Annotated in this window: 14 protein-coding genes and 1 riboswitch; of the genes, 7 read left to right on the forward strand and 7 right to left on the reverse strand. The window is 42.5% G+C overall.

The window, feature by feature from the left end:
* The first annotated feature begins 5 nt into the window (after nt 1-5).
* The 6 genes from HMPREF1532_RS18180 to nrdG all read left to right on the forward strand — a co-directional run bounded on the left by HMPREF1532_RS18180 (nt 6) and on the right by nrdG (nt 9,355).
* Nucleotides 6-905, forward strand: a complete 900-nt coding sequence (locus tag HMPREF1532_RS18180) for a diaminopimelate dehydrogenase (RefSeq protein WP_007482409.1) — start codon at nt 6-8, stop codon at nt 903-905.
* Nucleotides 906-1,207: 302 nt separating this feature from the next.
* Nucleotides 1,208-3,337 carry a DUF3857 domain-containing protein gene (locus HMPREF1532_RS18185; protein WP_005933272.1) on the forward strand — a complete coding sequence of 710 codons (2,130 nt, stop codon included), beginning with the start codon at nt 1,208-1,210 and terminating at the stop codon, nt 3,335-3,337.
* A 7-nt stretch (nt 3,338-3,344) separates the two neighbouring features.
* Nucleotides 3,345-5,219 carry a DUF3857 domain-containing protein gene (locus HMPREF1532_RS18190; protein WP_005933274.1) on the forward strand — a complete coding sequence of 625 codons (1,875 nt, stop codon included), beginning with the start codon at nt 3,345-3,347 and terminating at the stop codon, nt 5,217-5,219.
* Nucleotides 5,220-5,279: 60 nt separating this feature from the next.
* Nucleotides 5,280-5,930 carry a PAQR family membrane homeostasis protein TrhA gene (gene trhA, locus HMPREF1532_RS18195; protein WP_025819004.1) on the forward strand — a complete coding sequence of 217 codons (651 nt, stop codon included), beginning with the start codon at nt 5,280-5,282 and terminating at the stop codon, nt 5,928-5,930.
* 126 nt (nt 5,931-6,056) lie between these two features.
* Nucleotides 6,057-6,242, forward strand: a riboswitch (cobalamin riboswitch).
* Nucleotides 6,243-6,335: 93 nt separating this feature from the next.
* Nucleotides 6,336-8,729, forward strand: a complete 2,394-nt coding sequence (locus HMPREF1532_RS18200) for an anaerobic ribonucleoside triphosphate reductase (RefSeq protein ID WP_005933279.1) — start codon at nt 6,336-6,338, stop codon at nt 8,727-8,729.
* Nucleotides 8,730-8,863: 134 nt separating this feature from the next.
* Nucleotides 8,864-9,355 carry an anaerobic ribonucleoside-triphosphate reductase activating protein gene (nrdG, locus tag HMPREF1532_RS18205; RefSeq protein ID WP_005933281.1) on the forward strand — a complete coding sequence of 164 codons (492 nt, stop codon included), beginning with the start codon at nt 8,864-8,866 and terminating at the stop codon, nt 9,353-9,355.
* Between the two features lie 395 nt (nt 9,356-9,750).
* Here the strand turns inward: nrdG and HMPREF1532_RS18210 are convergent, their stop codons facing one another.
* From HMPREF1532_RS18210 to HMPREF1532_RS18225, 4 genes are all read right to left on the reverse strand, one after another.
* Nucleotides 9,751-10,374, reverse strand: coding sequence for an HAD family hydrolase (locus tag HMPREF1532_RS18210; protein WP_005933283.1), 624 nt, complete (start codon nt 10,372-10,374; stop codon nt 9,751-9,753).
* Between the two features lie 243 nt (nt 10,375-10,617).
* Nucleotides 10,618-11,706, reverse strand: a complete 1,089-nt coding sequence (locus HMPREF1532_RS18215; protein WP_005933284.1) for a 2-aminoethylphosphonate--pyruvate transaminase — start codon at nt 11,704-11,706, stop codon at nt 10,618-10,620.
* Nucleotides 11,703-12,497, reverse strand: coding sequence for a phosphonoacetaldehyde hydrolase (gene phnX / locus HMPREF1532_RS18220; RefSeq protein ID WP_005933286.1), 795 nt, complete (start codon nt 12,495-12,497; stop codon nt 11,703-11,705). Before phnX ends, HMPREF1532_RS18215 begins: the two co-directional genes overlap by 4 nt.
* Nucleotides 12,498-12,541: 44 nt before the next feature.
* Nucleotides 12,542-13,879, reverse strand: coding sequence for a DUF5690 family protein (locus HMPREF1532_RS18225; RefSeq protein WP_005933287.1), 1,338 nt, complete (start codon nt 13,877-13,879; stop codon nt 12,542-12,544).
* 189 nt (nt 13,880-14,068) lie between these two features.
* Between HMPREF1532_RS18225 and HMPREF1532_RS18230 the strand changes: the two genes are divergently transcribed.
* A complete protein-coding gene (locus HMPREF1532_RS18230; protein WP_005933291.1) occupies nt 14,069-14,947 on the forward strand; it encodes a hypothetical protein in 879 nt (292 codons plus the stop codon).
* A 107-nt stretch (nt 14,948-15,054) separates the two neighbouring features.
* On the opposite strand, the gene rseP is transcribed toward HMPREF1532_RS18230, so the two are convergent.
* Genes rseP through HMPREF1532_RS18245 form a run of 3 tightly spaced genes read right to left on the reverse strand, consistent with a single transcriptional unit; the run spans nt 15,055 to nt 18,457 of the window.
* The gene (rseP, locus tag HMPREF1532_RS18235) at nt 15,055-16,407 is read right to left on the reverse strand and encodes an RIP metalloprotease RseP (RefSeq protein WP_005933294.1); all 1,353 of its coding nucleotides are present in this window, start codon (nt 16,405-16,407) and stop codon (nt 15,055-15,057) included.
* A gap of 8 nt (nt 16,408-16,415) precedes the next feature.
* On the reverse strand, nt 16,416-17,594 hold the full coding sequence (locus HMPREF1532_RS18240; RefSeq protein WP_005933297.1) for a 1-deoxy-D-xylulose-5-phosphate reductoisomerase: 1,179 nt from the start codon (nt 17,592-17,594) through the stop codon (nt 16,416-16,418).
* Between the two features lie 2 nt (nt 17,595-17,596).
* Nucleotides 17,597-18,457 carry a M23 family metallopeptidase gene (locus HMPREF1532_RS18245; RefSeq protein ID WP_005933300.1) on the reverse strand — a complete coding sequence of 287 codons (861 nt, stop codon included), beginning with the start codon at nt 18,455-18,457 and terminating at the stop codon, nt 17,597-17,599.
* Nucleotides 18,458-18,505 lie beyond the last annotated feature (48 nt).

The following is an 18,505-nucleotide window of genomic DNA, read 5'->3' on the forward strand; positions in this document are numbered from 1 at the left end:
AAGAAATGAAAAAAGTAAGAGCAGCCATCGTCGGATATGGCAATATTGGTCACTATGTACTGGAAGCGCTCCAGGCAGCCCCCGATTTCGAAATAGCAGGTGTAGTCCGTCGTGCAGGAGCCGAAAACAAGCCGGCCGAACTGAATGATTATGCCGTTGTGAAAGACATCAAAGAGCTGCAGGGAGTAGACGTAGCCATTCTATGTACTCCTACCCGTAGCGTAGAATCCTATGCAAAAGAGATTCTGGCATTAGGTATCAATACGGTAGACAGCTTCGATATCCACACAGGTATCACCGCTCTTCGTCGTGAACTCGGTGCTTGTGCCAAAGAGCACGGGGCTGTATCCATCATTTCGGCCGGATGGGATCCGGGAAGCGATTCGATTGTACGTACCTTACTGGAGGCGATTGCGCCCAAAGGAATCACTTATACAAATTTCGGCCCCGGCATGAGCATGGGACATACGGTAGCCGTAAAAGCCATCGACGGGGTGAAAGCCGCCCTCTCAATGACTATTCCGACCGGAACCGGTATCCACCGGCGCATGGTATACATCGAACTGAAAGACGGTTACAATTTCAACGAAGTAGCTGCAGCCATTAAATCCGATGCCTATTTTATAAATGACGAAACCCACGTGAAGCAAGTAGACAGCGTGGATGCATTGCTCGACATGGGGCATGGTGTAAACCTTACCCGTAAAGGAGTATCCGGTAAAACCCAGAACCAATTGTTTGAATTTAACATGCGCATCAATAACCCCGCATTAACCGCACAGGTTTTAGTTTGTGTGGCACGTGCTTCCATGCGCCAGCAACCGGGATGTTACACCATGATAGAAGTGCCTGTAATCGATCTCCTTCCGGGAGACCGTGAAGAATGGATCGGACATCTGGTATAAAAAACAGAAGAAATTTCCATAATAATTACTAAATAGCGCATTTATTTTATTCACTATCCTCCGACACGGATTGAAGTAATGATATTTCAGAACCCATCAACCGAAGGGGATAGATAGTTCGATAAAATGAATGCGCTATTTTTATGCACCATCCCCAAGAAAAACACGCCAAAAATCAGAAACTTCAGAAAGTTGTATGTATTTTCTTTCTTTTATTACACAAAAAAGAACACAAAACGAACATTATTTATTTTTTTGTATATATTTGCATTATTAAATATTATCAAAAACGCACAACAACTATGGACTGTAAATTAACCTTTTTTTCTATTACTCCGGCTCTGTATACACTACCTGCCTTCGTTCGCAAGTTTACAAACAATAGTTGCAAAAACAATCATGTATTTATCCATACCGAAAAAACTCTAAATAAAATAAATATGAAAAACCTATTAATCATCTTGTTTGCCTGTTTCATGGCAGGACAAGTTTATGGACAAGAAATTTCCGTACCGGAAGTTAACACGAAATTCGGCAAACCTTCGGATGAAGAACTCAAAATGACAACCTATGCACCGGATACCACAGCGACTGCTGTTGTACTTTGTAAAAAGACCGGTGCATTTTATGATTTTGTAGCCGATGATTTCCGGTTGAATTATAGCTATGAAACCAAAATTAAAATACTCAAACCGGAAGGAACCTCTTTTGCGGATATCTGCATACCCTACTATGAGAATGAAAACCGCTCTTCAATGAAAGAAACTGTCAGTCAGATAGACGCTTTTGCGTACAATATCGAAAACGGGAAAACAGTACGTACCAAAATGAAACGCGAGTTTATCTATAAAGAGCGGCTCAATGACAAATATATGCAAGTCAAGTTCTCCATTCCTAATGTAAAAGTAGGGACTGTTATCGAATATAAATATAAGGTATTATCCGATTTCTACTTCAATATAAATGATTGGAGTGCCCAACAATCCATTCCTACTCTCTATACGGAGTATGATATCACCGTTCCGGAATATTTTAAATTCAATCTGGATGTACGCGGCACGGAAAGACTGGAAACAACAGACGATTCGGAAGCGGTCAATCTCAGCATAGGCAACCAACTACTGCAATGCAACGGCCGTCATCTCAACTTCAAAGGCAGACAACTTCCTGCCTTACACGATGATGATTATATCTGGTGTGTAAATGACTATAGTACACAAGTCAATTTCGAATTGGGAGGCTTGGACTTTCCCGGTGCCCTCTACAAATCATTCACCCAATCTTGGGAAAACATAGATAAAATGCTGCTGGAAGACAGCGAGTTCGGCGGACAGTTGAAAATACGCAATCCTTATCGGGAAGAAATGGCTGCTTTGAACTTAGACCAACTGAAAAGCATCGAAGAAAAAATAAGTGCCATCTATACTTTCTTAAAAGGAAAAATCACCTGGAACGAAGAATACTCACTTTATGGAGGTAAAAGCAAAAAAGTGATCAAAGACGGCATGGGAAACAATGCGGAAATCAATTTCATACTAATGAGCATGCTCCGGGATGCCGACATTCCCTCTTTCCCTGTAGTCATGAGCCGCCGCAATATAGGAATACTCCCTTACTCCCATCCATCCGTACAAAAACTAAATACTTTTATAGTAGGCGTAGCAAACACCGACAGTACGCTTGTTTATCTGGACGGTTCCGTAAGAGACGGTTACATCAATATACTTCCTCCCGTGTTAATGGTAAACCGGGCACGCGTGATCATGCCCGGAAAAGGCGGATTATGGGTTGATTTAAGCAAGACCTGCAAAAGCCAGTTACGCTCTATCGTAAATGCGACCATCAGCCCGGATGGAAAAATATGCGGCAATCGCAATACCAGTTATACAGGCCAGTATGCCTCATCATTCAGAAGAAAATACCGGACCGCCAAAGACAGTACGGAATTTGTCAACGAACTTGCTACCCAAGAAGACATAAAAGTCAACGTATTCAATGCACAAGGAGTAGACCGGTTCTCACCGCAAGTGAAAGAAACGGTTATTTTTGAAAAGCAGGCAACTACCAATGACAATTTCATCTATCTCAACCCGCTTATATTCTTACATACGGAAAAGAATCCTTTCACACAGGCAGAGCGGAAACTACCTGTAGAGTATCCTTTCACCGACCAGGTCGTATTATCCGTTAACTTGACATTGCCGGAAGGATACACAGTAGACGAATTACCGAAACCGCTACTGGCAAGAACAGAAGACAAGCAGGGTATGTGCCGTTATGTTCTGGAACAGAAAGAGAATAAGCTGACCATCAACTACACATTCTCGTCCAGCAAATTATTATATCTCCCTGAAGAATATCCCGGACTGCAAAACTTCTGGAAAGTAATAGCCGAGAAGAACAATGAAACTGTAGTACTTAAGAAATTGTAATTCTATTATGATAAAAAACAGGTTATACAACAGTATTCTGACGCTTCTGCTATTCCCTTTCGTTGTACAGGCACAGGCAGACACCGATCGGAATGCTTACTCCATCGTACAGGATGCCACGACAGAAATTATTTGTGAATCAACTTCCAGTGCCTTGCGTAAAGAGAGTTACACCATCACGATTCTAAATGAAAAAGGACGGGATACAGCACACTTTTTTTGTGTATGCGACAAGTTCACCTCTCTCCGGAAATTCTCCGGAGAAATAACAGATGCCAATGGTAAAGTTATCCGTAAAATAAAAAAGTCGGACCTGCAAATGTCAGAATACTCTTCAGGACTAACCAGTGATGACTACACCTATTACTATGAATGCAATCTTCCCCGCTACCCCCTGACCATAAAATACGAATGGGAGGTGAAGTACAAAGACGGATTAATCTGCTATCCGACATTCAGACCTCAAAAAGCCTACAACCAGTCGGTAGTAAATGCTACATATCGTCTCTATACCCCTGCCGGCAATCCGGCCCGCTACCGGATGGTAAACATGAAAACCGAGGTAAAACAGGAGGTAACATCTAAAGGAGATATCCTGACCGAAGTATCCTCAGGACCGATGACAGCCATCGAATACGAGCCGTTCGGCTTATCTTTCGCCGAACGGCTTCCCCGTATCCATTTCTCACCCAAACTTTTCACTTTCGACGGAACACAGGGCGACATGAGTTCCTGGCAATCTTACGGTATCTGGCAGAATAGCCTGCTTACAGGACGCGACCAATTGGCAGAGCCCATAAAACTGAAATTACGGGAACTGACAGCCGGTTGCAATACTCCACGTGAAAAAGTGCAGGCAGTCTATAATTACTTGGCCGAAACCACTCGTTATGTAAGCATTCAATTAGGAATCGGCGGCCTGCAACCTATCGCCGCTTCCGATGTCTGCCGGGCAGGATTCGGTGACTGTAAAGGATTATCCAATTACACCCACGCCATGTTGAAGGAACTGGGTATCCCGTCTGTTTATACTGTAATCAGTACTGACAACGAACGGCTACTGCCTGATTTTTCCAGTGTCGATCAAATGAATCATGCCATCCTGCAGGTTCCGCTCCCGGAAGATACGCTTTGGTTGGAATGCACCAATCCGCAGCTACCATTCGGATATGTACATAGCGGTATTGCCGGACATGATGCTCTATTGATTACAAAAGAAGGAGGGATTATGTGCCGCCTGCCCTCCTATCCCGATTCGTTAAATACGCAAACAACTAACGCTTCTGTCACTCTCACTCCTACCGGAGGAGCAAAGATAAAAGCCAGCGGAATCTCTCGTTTGTTTCAATATGAAAGTATGGCAGGTATCACCAGGCTCGAGCCGTCACACCGGAAAGATTATTTACGTTCCGGCATCAATCTGATACAGGCTAATATAAACAATATACAAATCAACGAAGCCAAAGAAGTCATTCCCATGATCGATATCCAATATACGATCGAAACGGAACAATACGGAAATAAAACAGGAAATCGATTGTTTATCCCGGCCAACATCTTCCGTAAAGGATTTACAACGCCCGATCTTAAACAACGTGTACAGGATATCCATATAAATTACGGCTATTTGGATACAGACAGTATTTGCCTGCAAATACCGGAAGGATATACTATCGAATCTCTCCCCAAGACTTGCCAAGTAACAAGCAGCTTCGGAAGTTTTAGTTCTTCCTTAATGATAAAGGACAAAGAAATATGTATCATACATCGCTTATTGATGCACCGGGGAATTTATCCTAAAGAGATTTATAAAGATTTTCTTGAATTCCGTAAACAGATAGCGGCACAATACAGCAGCAAAATTATTTTAAAGAAAGAATAAGAGCCTGTTGTTTTGGAAAAATGGAGTACCTTTACAACCGAAACCAATAAAGATACGACATTGAACAATCATCGATATACACATGGTGAAGAGCTCGCCAACACACTGAGTCATGGAGCCGGTATTCTGTTAGGAATCATAGCAGGATACTTCTTATTGATAAAAGCAGCCGCAGGCAACGATCCCCACTGGGCCGTTGCCTGCGTTTCTGTCTATTTGGCGGGAATGTTATCCTCTTATATCAGTTCTACCTGGTATCATGCTTCCGCTCCGGGAACGACGAAAGAATTATTACGGAAATTTGATCACGGAGCCATCTATCTGCACATTGCAGGTACCTATACCCCTTTCACCTTGCTGGTGATGCGCAATGCCGGCGGATGGGGCTGGGGCATCTTTGCATTTGTCTGGTTATCCGCCCTTATCGGTTTTATCCTTAGTTTCAAAAAACTAAAAGAACACAGTAATCTGGAAACATGCTGCTATGTCGGAATGGGCGCCTCCATCCTGATAGCATTAAAACCGCTAATGGGCTGTCTTTCAGAAATAGGGGCATCCTCCGCCTTCTGGTGGCTCATCGGTGGAGGAGTATCTTATATCATCGGAGCCATATTCTATTCATTGCGCAAACCCTACATGCATTCAGTATTCCATCTCTTCTGCCTGGGTGGCAGTATAGGTCATATTATTGCAATTTGGTTGATCTTATAAAACTGAGAACCTGTTTAAGTTTTCCTCTTAAAAGTTTTCCAAAACGGAAAACTTTCTGTATCAAGAAGAAAGAAAAGTTTCCCGAATTTTAATGTTAAAAGCTAACCAACCTACAAGTAATTCTACTATCTTTGTCCCCGTTCCGGAGCTAAAAAGAGGTTTAGTCAAAAGGGAACGCTGTGCAAATCGGCGACAGTACCCGCTGCTGTAATTCTCTGAGAATCCGCACACTATGCCACTGCGAGTTTCATCGTGGGAAGGCGTTGCGAAGGAGAGATAAGTCAGAAGACCGGCCGGACAGATTTACCATTTCACGATTGACGATCGATCATCAGAGTTACGCTAATCGTAAATAGTAAATTATCTAATTGTTTAATTTATAAATTACTTTCGGGAGTTAAAGTTATGAACTACGCTGAAATTTGTATCATCAAACGTGATGGTAAAAGAGAAGATTTCTCTATTAGTAAGATCAAGAACGCTATAAGCAAAGCGTTCAGTGCCTCCGGTATCACTGACGAGCAACAGCTCGTAGCGGATATTACCATGAATGTCATCAGCCGCTTTTCCAATCCTACCATCACTGTAGAAGAAATTCAAGACTTGGTGGAAAAAGAATTAATGAAAGTACGGCCCGAAGTTGCAAAAAAGTACATCATCTATCGCGAATGGCGTAATACGGAACGCGATAAAAAAACACAGATGAAGCATGTCATGGACGGAATTGTCGCTATCGACAAGAATGACGTGAACTTGAGCAATGCCAATATGAGCAGCCATACTCCGGCAGGTCAAATGATGACTTTCGCTTCTGAAGTGACCAAAGATTACACGTATAAATACTTACTGCCCAAGCGATTTGCAGAAGCACATCAATTGGGGGATATCCATATACATGATCTGGACTACTACCCTACAAAGACCACTACTTGTATCCAGTATGACATGGACGATCTTTTCGAACGTGGATTCCGTACCAAAAACGGCAGCATACGTACCCCGCAAAGCATCCAAAGTTATGCCACATTGGCAACCATCATCTTCCAAACCAATCAGAACGAACAACATGGCGGACAAGCCATCCCGGCATTCGACTTTTTCATGGCAAAGGGAGTAAATAAATCATTCCGCAAACACCTGAGTTCTTTTATCAGCTTCTATATCGCGATGGAAACCAATACCGCAGTGGAAGAAAAAGCAATCCGCGCTCTGATCGAAGAACATCTGCCCTCTATCAAGACCAACGAACTGGAACGTGAAACACTGCGCATGGCACTCACCGCCCTCCAAATCAATATAGACAAGGAACATCTGGCACGCGTCATTGAAAAAGCTTATCAGCAAACCCGGAAAGATACCCATCAGGCTATGGAAGGTTTTATCCATAATCTGAATACAATGCACTCGCGCGGAGGCAATCAGGTGGTATTCAGCTCCATCAATTACGGAACGGATACTTCCGCCGAAGGACGCATGGTGATTGAAGAACTGTTAAAAGCTACTATCGAAGGGTTAGGCACCCGTGGAGAAGTTCCGGTATTTCCTATTCAGATATTCAAAGTGAAAGACGGAGTATCCTATTCGGAAGAAGATTATCAGAAAGCAATGACGGATTTTGAAGCGGCCGAAGAAGGACGCATGACTTTCAGCGCTCCTAATTTCGACCTGTTCTTAAAAGCTTGCCGGACTACTGCAAAAGCACTGTTCCCCAACTTCATGTTCTTAGATGCCCCGTTCAATCAAAACGAAAAATGGAATATCAACGATCCGAAACGATATCGTTACGAATTAGCAACGATGGGATGCCGTACCCGTGTATTTGAAAATGTGGCCGGAGAAAAGTCTTCATTAGGACGCGGCAATCTTTCATTCACTACTTTAAACATGCCCCGTCTCGCTATTGAAGCCCGTATCAAGGCAGAAAGCATCATCGAAGACAAGCGCAACCAAGATGCCATAGAGTTGAAAGCTAAAGAAATATTTATAGAGTCGGTACATGAAACAGCCACCTTGGTAGCTGATCAGCTTTATGCCCGCTATCAATACCAGCGTACGGCATTAGCACGTCAATTCCCATTCATGATGGGTAATGATGTATGGAAAGGAGGAGGTGCATTAAACCCGAACGAAGAAGTAGGAGATATTTTACGTAGTGGTACGTTAGGTATCGGTTTTATTGGCGGACACAATGCAATGGTAGCACTCTACGGTCAGGGCCACGGTCATAATGATAAAGCATGGAACACCCTATACGAAGCCATCATGGAAATGAATAAGGTAGTGGACGAATATAAAGCGAAGTACAACCTGAACTATTCTGTACTGGCAACTCCCGCCGAAGGACTATCCGGTCGCTTCACCCGCATGGACCGTCGTAAATACGGAAAAATCGAAGGAGTAACCGACAATGACTACTATGTGAATTCTTTCCACGTGGACGTAAAAGAGCCTATCAGCATTGTAGAGAAAATCAAACGTGAAGCTCCTTTCCATGCCATCACACGCGGAGGGCATATCACATATGTAGAATTGGACGGTGAAGCGCAAAAGAATGTAAGGGCCATTGCCAAGATCGTAAAAGTAATGCATGACGAAGGCATCGGCTACGGTTCCATCAACCATCCGGTAGACACTTGCCACAATTGCGGCTACAAAGGGGTAATCTACGATAAATGTCCGGTATGCCAAAGTGAGAATATCCTGCGTATGCGCCGCATCACCGGATATCTGACCGGAGATTTAAGCTCTTGGAATTCCGCTAAAAGGGCAGAGGAAAGAGACAGAGTAAAACATTTATAAAGCTTTCAGCTTTATAAGTTGAAAGTTGAGAGTTGAAAGTTGAAAGTTAGCTGCGCTGCCACACTGCATAGTAACTTTCAACTTTCAACTCTCAACTTTCAACTATAAAAAGCTTTCAACTAAAATAAGGCCTCATGACAACTTTCAACTCTCAACTTTCAACTTTCAACTTATTATACACCTATCCCGAAACAATAGTTGATGGTGAAGGCATCCGATATTCCATTTATTTAGCCGGATGCAGTCATCACTGCCCCGGATGCCACAATCCGGAAAGTTGGAATCCGTGCGCGGGAGAGGAACTGACGGAAGAACGCATCATGGAAATTATCCGTGAGATAAATGCAAATCCATTATTGGATGGAGTTACTTTCTCCGGAGGTGACCCTTTTTATAATCCCGAAGCATTTTTTCTTTTGGTAAAGAGAATTAAAGAAGAGACTCATCAAAATATCTGGTGCTATACGGGATATACCTACGAAGAAGTACAGGCACATCCCAGATTAGCAGCCGCACTGCCTTATATTGATGTTCTTGTAGAAGGACGATTTATACAAGCGCTCTATTCCCCTCATCTGGAATTCAGAGGAAGCAGTAATCAAAGAATTATCCGGCTGCATCGCTAAAAAAATTCATTTTTCAAGAGGTGTAAAAACAGAGATATCCATCCTCCTGTCTTTTTCTATTTACAAAATAAAACAACAATTTATTCTTACCGACTCAGGCCCATTGTAAAACATTAAAAACGAAGGACTAATTTCTCTACGAAGAACGGCCTGTTTCTCGTAGAGTTTCGGATCGTTCCTCGTAGAGTTTCGAATTCTTTCTCGTAGAGGGAAAACAGTAATTATTAAAACATTAATTCACAACACTTTACCGAGTTCCTTATTTGTTGTATATTTTCATTCCGTATCACTCTGTCAGACTCCTCTTCACATATCATATATAATTACATTCCAGAGTTTTATTCCGCATATAGTCCGATACAGAACCTTATTTACCGACGCAGGAAACAGTAACTTTACAAACCGGATAATAACCGGGACAATTCTTCCCGCCAGCCAACACCATTCTTAGGCTTGAACGTATGCATGCCCAACTCCTTACCGATGCGTACATTCGAATCTCCATCGTCTACGAAAAGAGTTTCCGAAGGTACCATCCCACTATCTTCCAACATATGATAAAAAATTCCCTTATCCGGTTTTGTACAACCTAACTGATAAGATAAATACAACTTGTCGCAATAATCCGCCAAAGACTTTCCCTGAGAAGAAAACTCCGGACTGCATGCCCATGACATCACATAAGGATTGGTGTTACTCAAAATATAGACACGATAAGACTTTCTCAATTCCAGTATGTAATCCAGTTTATGCACATCGACTCCTGTGAAAAAGCCCAACCAAGCCTGCCTGGTCTCTTCTGCCGACAATTCCCGGCCACATAGCTCTCCCAATTTTTCCCGAAAACCGTCTGCACTCAATTTACCCTCTTCCAGTTCCTGAAAAATACCGGTCTGATGATACTTATCCAAACGGGTTTCCGCATCTTTCAACCCTAACTTCACAAAGGCCTGAACCGCTTTGTCGCGATCTATATCGGCAATGACACCACCAAAATCAAATACAATATTCTTTATCATAACATCTCATGAATCTATTTTGTACAAAGGTAAGACTTATCCACCTAAAAAGCAGTAGATAAAAGCTTGACATCAAAAAAGAGGATACTGCATTCTTTCACCAAGTATCTGTTTCTATCTTAATCCGGCATTATCTTGAGAGCTGTTTTGAATCCCGGCCGGTTATCCGAAAAAACTCAGCCGGAATCCTTGTTTACCTAATCTCTGTTCTGTATCTGGAGAAAAGTTATATCCTTCTCTCCCTTAATATTCGGTCTCTTTCACTGTCTCTACCAGCCGTTTGAAATCTTCCGGGTATACATCTCCGATATTTCCGATACGGAAAGTATCTGCCTTTGATATTTTTCCCGGATAAATAACGAATCCTTTGGATTTCAATGCCATATAGAATGATTTGAAATCAAAACCAGCCTTTGGATAAAGAAAAGAAGTGATGATAGGAGATTGAATGGCATCTTCAAGTAATGTTTTAAAACCCAAAGAACGCATTCCGTCTACCAATATCCGGTGATTTTCGCAATAACGGGCATAACGGGCCTCTACCCCTCCCTCGGCAATCAACTCCGTCAACGCTTGCTTGAATGCACGCACCACATGAGTGGGAGATGTAAAACGCCATTTTCCATTACCTTTCTCCATCGTTTCCCACTGATCATAAATATCCAAAGACAGCGAACGGGCGACTCCTTTACAGTGCATCAATTCGGAACGGCGAGCAATGATAAAACCGAATCCGGGAACCCCTTGAATACATTTATTGGAACTGCTGATTAAAAAATCAATGCCTAATTCATATACATCCAAAGGTATACCTCCAAAACTACTCATACAATCCACGATCAACTTTTTACCATGCATTTTTACCACATGAGAAAGTTCTTTTATCGGATTGAGAATACCGGTAGTAGTTTCGCAATGTACAAAAGCCACATGCGTAATATCAGAATTATTACTCAGATAGTCATCCACATACTCCACAGAAACCTGTTCCGTTTCCTCAAAGGCAAGCATGTCATAATCCAGATGATAATATTCGGCAATGTTCCCCATACGATCGCCATATGCGCCATTACTGCAAATCAATAATTTGTTATTCTTACCGATAGTAGCCCCAATCACAGCCTCTACACAATAAGTACCACTTCCCTGCAGAAGTACGGTAGTATATTCTTCGGGAGTCTTGGTAGCTATTCCAAGCAGTTCTTTACGCAATTCCTGAACAATATGTAAGTTATAATCTTCATCCCAAGTACACCAATCGGTCATCATGGTTTCTTTTACACTATCTGAAGTTGTCAACGGTCCGGGAGTTAATAATAAATATGGTCTCATAATGTATTCATTTTTAAATTTATAGTTTGAATAAGTGCTGGTAATTCTTCGATATTACGGATTACATAAGAGGCACCGGCTTCAAGCATACGGTTTCTTACCTCAACCATACGATCCTCTAGTTCATCGGCAGTCAAGTTATCTGTTTCCTCCTCAGTAAGTCCCATTTCATTACTGCCGAGAATGACGCCCACACTCCACACCTTGGCATTCACACCCTCTTTTATATCAGCGATCGTATCACCCACTTTCACAACCGTATCGAGACAAGGAACACCGAGTTTAATCATATTCTCAAAAATCATATAGGGAGCCGGACGCCCGGCAGGAAGAAAATTCGGAGTAGCGCAATAATCTACACAGTATCCTTTCGCTAAAGCAGCAGGAAGAACAACATCCATCATTTCACGGGTATATCCGGTAGTAGAACCGATTTTCAAACCTTCGGTACGCAACTTTTCAAGCGTAGGGATAACACCGGGAATAGGATCGGTATACTCTTCCAAAGAAGCAAAAAGATATTCCTCAAAAAGCCGGTTCAATTCTACCACATCTTCTTCGGCCCAGCTACGCTGATAACGGGATATGAACTGTTCATTCACCTCGGGCATTGTCAACAATTCACGGATATGCTGGATTTTAGGTAATCCCATCGGCTTACGAGTCTGTTTCACATCGATAGAAAGCCCTTTCTCTGCAAAAGCCTTCATAAAAGCGGCTACCGGAGCAAAACATCCGTAATCAACTGCCGTTCCGGCCCAATCCATAATTATACATTCGATTTTCTTCATTCTTATTTCTATTTAAATATTTATTTAATCATCGTTTTTCCAGTTCATCCGACCAAAAGAGACGAATGATCGAGAGAATATTTCTTCTGTTCATAGAAAGGAACTGTTTTTCTGTATCGTTGCCAGAGATATATCAAGGAGATTGTAAAAGCCACGCAACAAACGGCACCCACCGTTCCCGCCATCGTATTATAAAATTCGAGCCAATTAAGATCCGGATTAAAGAACTCCTTGCAGACCAATACCAATACCGTACCCGTATATCCGATGGAGTCGATCATTGCAATAAAGAATCCCACATTTCCCTTTATCCGGAAACACGCGATGAAACGGTCAAAGAAAATAGTCTGGAAACTAAGATAAGAAAAATAAAGGCAAAGACTTTGGATAAACAGCCAGACCAACGGCGGAAGCTGTAAACTATCATAATTGAAAGCAACAAAGCTCAAGGTCACCGCTCCTATGATGACCATCACCAATAAGGCGGATAATACTTTTATATGACTTTTCATCAACGCCAATGATGCAAATACAGCCAGAATAATCAAAGTCACCACACCATCTACTTTGGCAAATGCCCATGAAGAAAGACCGGCAGCATCGACATTGATAATCTTCACTAAAAAATCCTCCTTCACATCTTGCAGTACAGTCAAAAACAAATTTGCAAAAAAGAGAATTGTCAATACAGGAGCAAAGCTACGGAACACCTCCCATCGTTGCTTATTGTTCAGTGTCACCCTCTCTACACGTTGCGCCCGGTCTTCGGCCGTTGGTTTGGGAAGATTATTAAGAATACATCCCAGCCCGGCAAGCAAAGGTAAAGCAACAGCACCGATCAATGCAGGCATCCAAAATTCGCTCACACCAAGTGTATTCACAACAAAAAGACCGATTGACTTGGCAGTCCCGCTACTCACTGCAATGCTCAATCCGAAAAGAGAGGCCAACAAATCGGTAACCCGCCTCCCTTCCAGGAAACTAAAAATAACACCCCACATACATCCTAAAGAAAGACCGTTGAAAAACAGAGCCAATACATTCAACGGACGGGGCAAACATCCGAAAAGCACCAAAGAAAGTTCAGCAATGAATACGGAGACAAGAATAAATTTCAAACGTCCTTCTCTTTTCAGTTCGGAAATCAACTTAATTCCTATGAATTTAGATACCATATAGCCAAATATCTGAATAATACTGGTCGCGATTTTATAATCCATCCCGAACAATTCCATTCCATCAAACGTGGCAGCAGTAAATGGTTTGCGCAAAGCATAGACTAAGGAGTAAGAAAGTAAAGCCGCACCTCCGGCATAGAGAATAAACAGGATATCGGAAATTTTTCGTTGTGCCGATGGCGATAGTTTTTCTTTGAAATTCATATGTATCATTTTTTGTTTCCGGTGCAAAATTAGGACAGGCACACAAGAACAAAAATGAATTTATAGGATTCATTTCATTTATATTCATATCCCCTTTGATAGAAACATTAATGTAATATTCATGCAACAAAAACATAACACAACCGTGTTTAATTTGCAACAAAAATCAGTATAAGCATTTCAGAACAGATGAACGAACTCATAGAAATCTACAAACGAATAGAATATCTCCGGAATAACGGAGTAAAAATGAAAGATATTGCAGACCGGATAGATATGGCTCCCAGTGTACTCTCTGCTTTATACTCAAGCGTACTTCCCACATATATGGAATTGCTACACACACATACTTCCGAAGAGGCACTGGACGAAGCGTTGGCACTTGTAAACAACGTATCCAAAAAACGCCTGCTCGGTAATTTAAACTCCACAAAGTTGCTTCTCATGGAAATGGAACCGGAACATCGGGAAGACGCTTCCGGAAACCCATTGCTGAAACTATTGGAAGAACAGATGAAAGAATCTGTACAGGAAGTATTCAATTACAGTGGCATTTACTTGAGCTACAGCTTGTCGTCCTCCACAGACAGTCTGAAAATAGAGCCGTATATTATCTGTGCCTCAGACAATAACGGCTATGTAAAAGTAGGTATGATCAACGCATACAAATCAATACATTGGGGCAGCGGTATTATCAATAATCATCAAAACTCCTATCTGATATTTAATGAACGCGATCTGCCGCAATTCGCCATGGTAACCATCTATCTGCAACTCCCGCATTACGAATATCCCAATATGCTGAAAGGACTGTATTTATGCCTGGATTACAATCATAACCCAATCGCCCGCCGGATTGTAATGATGAAACAATCAGACAGTACCGCCATTAATGACTTCTTGAAAATGGAAGGAAAAATTGTACCACGGGCCGAACTGACTCCCGAACTCGAAGTATATTACAACTATACCTGCCAAAAAGGTGACTATATAAAAACATGCACCGTACCTTCACCACAACTCAATGAATCGGATCTGGAAAGAGAAAAGAAAATGCTACAAATATAAAGCCCCGTTTCAATACCCCATCAAACGACAAATCCCACAGAGTTTTTCTATACGGAAATTTACTCTGTGGGATTTGTTATTCGATTTCTGTTAAATCGCTCTCTGTTTTAAAAGAAGAATCTCAATACATCATTGAAATTAGCCCATATCAACAACCCGAAAAGCAAGAACATGCCTACCATTTGCGCATATTCCATGAATTTATCACTGGGCTTACGGCGGGCTACAATCTCATAGATAAGGAATAATACATGGCCACCATCTAATGCCGGAATAGGCAGAATATTCATAAATGCAAGAATTATGGATAAGAATGCCGTCATATACCAGAACTGATGCCAGTCCCAAGTAGCCGGAAAGATACTTCCGATTGTACCGAAACCACCCAATTGCTTGGCTCCTTCTTTAGAAAAAACATATTTCATATTTCCAACATACCCTTTCAAGGTTTTCACCCCTAACTGCACACCGGCCGGGAAGGATTCAAAGAAACCATATTCTTTAGTCACCATCGGCATTACACGACTCAGAGACCGCGCATAGACACCGATACGAAAAGTGGAATCGGTACTCATTGTCAACGTATCCATTACCCCTTTACGAACATAGGTCAATGTTATCTGACGGGGGTCGACTCCCTCCTTTTCCAGAGCAGCAGCGTTCTTCCTACGTTTTCCCATCTCTTCCAAAAATTCATAATAGGAAATGGGCGCTCCATTCAGGGCGATCACACTATCGCCCGGCATCAATCCTGCAAGAGCCGCTTGTGAATTAACCGATAAACTATCTACCACATAAGGCACACGATAATCGGCGAAACGCACACTATCGGCCATCAAACGCTGCATCATATCTTCAGGAATGTATACAGACACTTTCTGTCCACCGCGAAGCACGCTTACTTCACGCGCATCGGCAATCTGACTCAACAGATCGGCATCATAGCGAAGAAATTCAACACCATCGGCAGAAAGCAGTACATCACCATCCACAAAGCCCACAGCCTTGGCTGTTTCATTAAACTGCATTCCCAAAGGTGCCTCCTGTATCTTTATATACTGGTCTCCCCAAGTAAAAAGAATCATGGAGTAAATGAACAGCGCCAACAGAAAGTTGAAAAGTACACCACCCACCATTATCAACAATCTCTGCCAAGCCGGTTTAGAACGAAATTCCCACGGTTTTTCAGGTTGTTTCATCTGTTCGGTATCCATCGACTCGTCTATCATCCCGGAGATCTTGACATATCCTCCCAACGGCAACCAGCCAACAGCATATTCAGTATCACTCTTCTTGGGTTTGAACTTAAAAAGAGTGAACCAAGGGTCAAAGAATAAACAAAACTTTTCGACCCGTACTTTAAAAAGACGGGCAAAGAGAAAATGTCCCCCTTCATGTATAATAACAAGCAGCGAAAGGCTCATTATCAACTGGAGGGCACGAATTAAAAATGTTTCCATCGGTTTATTTACAATTTACAATTTACAATAAATTCGGTAGCTATGCGGCGAGCCTCTGCATCGGTTGCCACATAGTCATCATAAGTCGGGACCTGTACAAATGAAGCACGTCCCATTGTTTGTTCAATTACATCACTCATGGCAAGGAAGCCGATTTCATCACGCAGAAAAGCGGCAACCACCATTTCATTGGCAGCATTGACAATACAGGGCATGTTTCCACCACGGTACATCGCTTCATAAGCTAAAGAAAGATTACGGAAACGTTTCGTATCAGGCTGCTCAAAAGTAAGGCTCGTACACTTGGCAAAATCAAGCCGGTCGAATGAAGAGCAAACACGGTCGGGATATGAAAATGCATATTGAATGGGCAAACGCATATCAGGCATACCCAACTGCGCCTTCACGGCACCGTCTTCAAATTGCACCATCGAGTGAATAACGGATTGCGGATGTACCACCACCTCTATCTGACCGGGTTGTACCCCGAACAACCATTTTGCCTCAATCACCTCGAAACCTTTATTCATCATCGAAGCCGAATCGATTGTTATCTTAGCCCCCATCTCCCAGTTCGGATGCCTTAACGCCTGAGTTTTGGTTACCGTCTGCAACTGTTCCATAGTATAGGTACGAAACGGACCTCCGGAAGCAGTCAATATCACTTTTTCAATCGGATTTCCCACCTCTCCGGCCAAACACTGAAAGACTGCGGAATGTTCGGAATCCACAGGCAGAATAGGGGTACGATACTGCTGTGCCAACTCATTAATCAACTCGCCTGCCACCACCAGCGTCTCCTTATTGGCTAAGGCGATAGCTTTACGGGCACGAATGGCATTTATGGTCGGCTTCAATCCGGCATACCCTACCATGGCTGTCAGCACAATATCCACAGGACCGGATTCTACTATCTGACACACTGCTTCCGCACCGGCATATACCTTGATCGGCAAATCACTTAACGCCTCTTTCAACCGGCCGTATTTCTCTTCGTTGGCTATAACAACCGCTTCGGGCTGGAATTTCCGGGCCTGTGCAATCAGCAGGTCCACTTTATTGTTAGCTGTCAACGCATACACCTCGTACAATTCGGGGTGTTCTTCGACTACCTGCAGGGCTTGCGTACCAATAGAGCCCGTAGAGCCAAGAATGACGATTTGTTTCTTTTTAATTTCCTTATTCATGGTTAGAATACAATGTACTTTTCGGGATTTACTGCACGCCCTTTGTGCCACAATTCGAAATGCAAATGAGGCCCCGTAGTAAGAGTTCCGCTATTCCCCACCAGAGCAATCGCTTCTCCGGCCTGCACTTTATCCCCTTCGCGCTTCAATAAAGAGCCGCAATGTTTATAAACGGATACAAAATCCTGATTATGCTGCACTTCTATCAAATAACCCGTCTCGGCAGTATAGGTACTCAATATCACCGTACCATCCAGCGTAGCAAGCACGCTTTCATTGGGATTGGCGGCAATATCCGTTCCATAATGTCTCTTTTCGGCATCAAAGTGATCAGAAATCATCCCACGCGTAGGACGATAAAAAATCAGTCCGTTCACATCCGGTTGTGAAGTAATGGAAGTAAGGTTATATTTTTCAGTTTCCTCGTATTTACGGCGAAATTCTTCCTCCCGCTTGGTGCGTTCCATAAGAGTATCTTTACGCATAGCTGTCAACGTATCCATACTTTGCACAGAATCAATCCGCACTTTCCCACTGAAAATATCCTGAATATTCATTATATACAGATTTTGCCTGTCGACCAACTGTTGCAGAGAATCCACACGCAAAGCGTTTTCTACAACCTGTGCACGGACTTCACTGTTCATATATCCGGGCAGATAGTTGCGTAAAGGGGTAAAAGTAATAATGACGGCAGCTATTACAAAAAGAAACGTCAATACAGAAAGCAATACCGAAAGGCCGTTCAGTTTAGATACACGAAGCCCCACTACCTCTTCAAGAGTATTCTCGTTGATGATAGTGAGTTTATACTTGAACTTTATATTGTTCCAAAAGGCTTTACTACGTTTCTTCTTTGGCATTATTTCATCGTATAGCGTACAAATGTAAGCATTTCACTAATTCTTTCT

Source organism: Bacteroides salyersiae WAL 10018 = DSM 18765 = JCM 12988, from assembly GCF_000381365.1.
GTDB classification, from domain to species: domain Bacteria; phylum Bacteroidota; class Bacteroidia; order Bacteroidales; family Bacteroidaceae; genus Bacteroides; species Bacteroides salyersiae.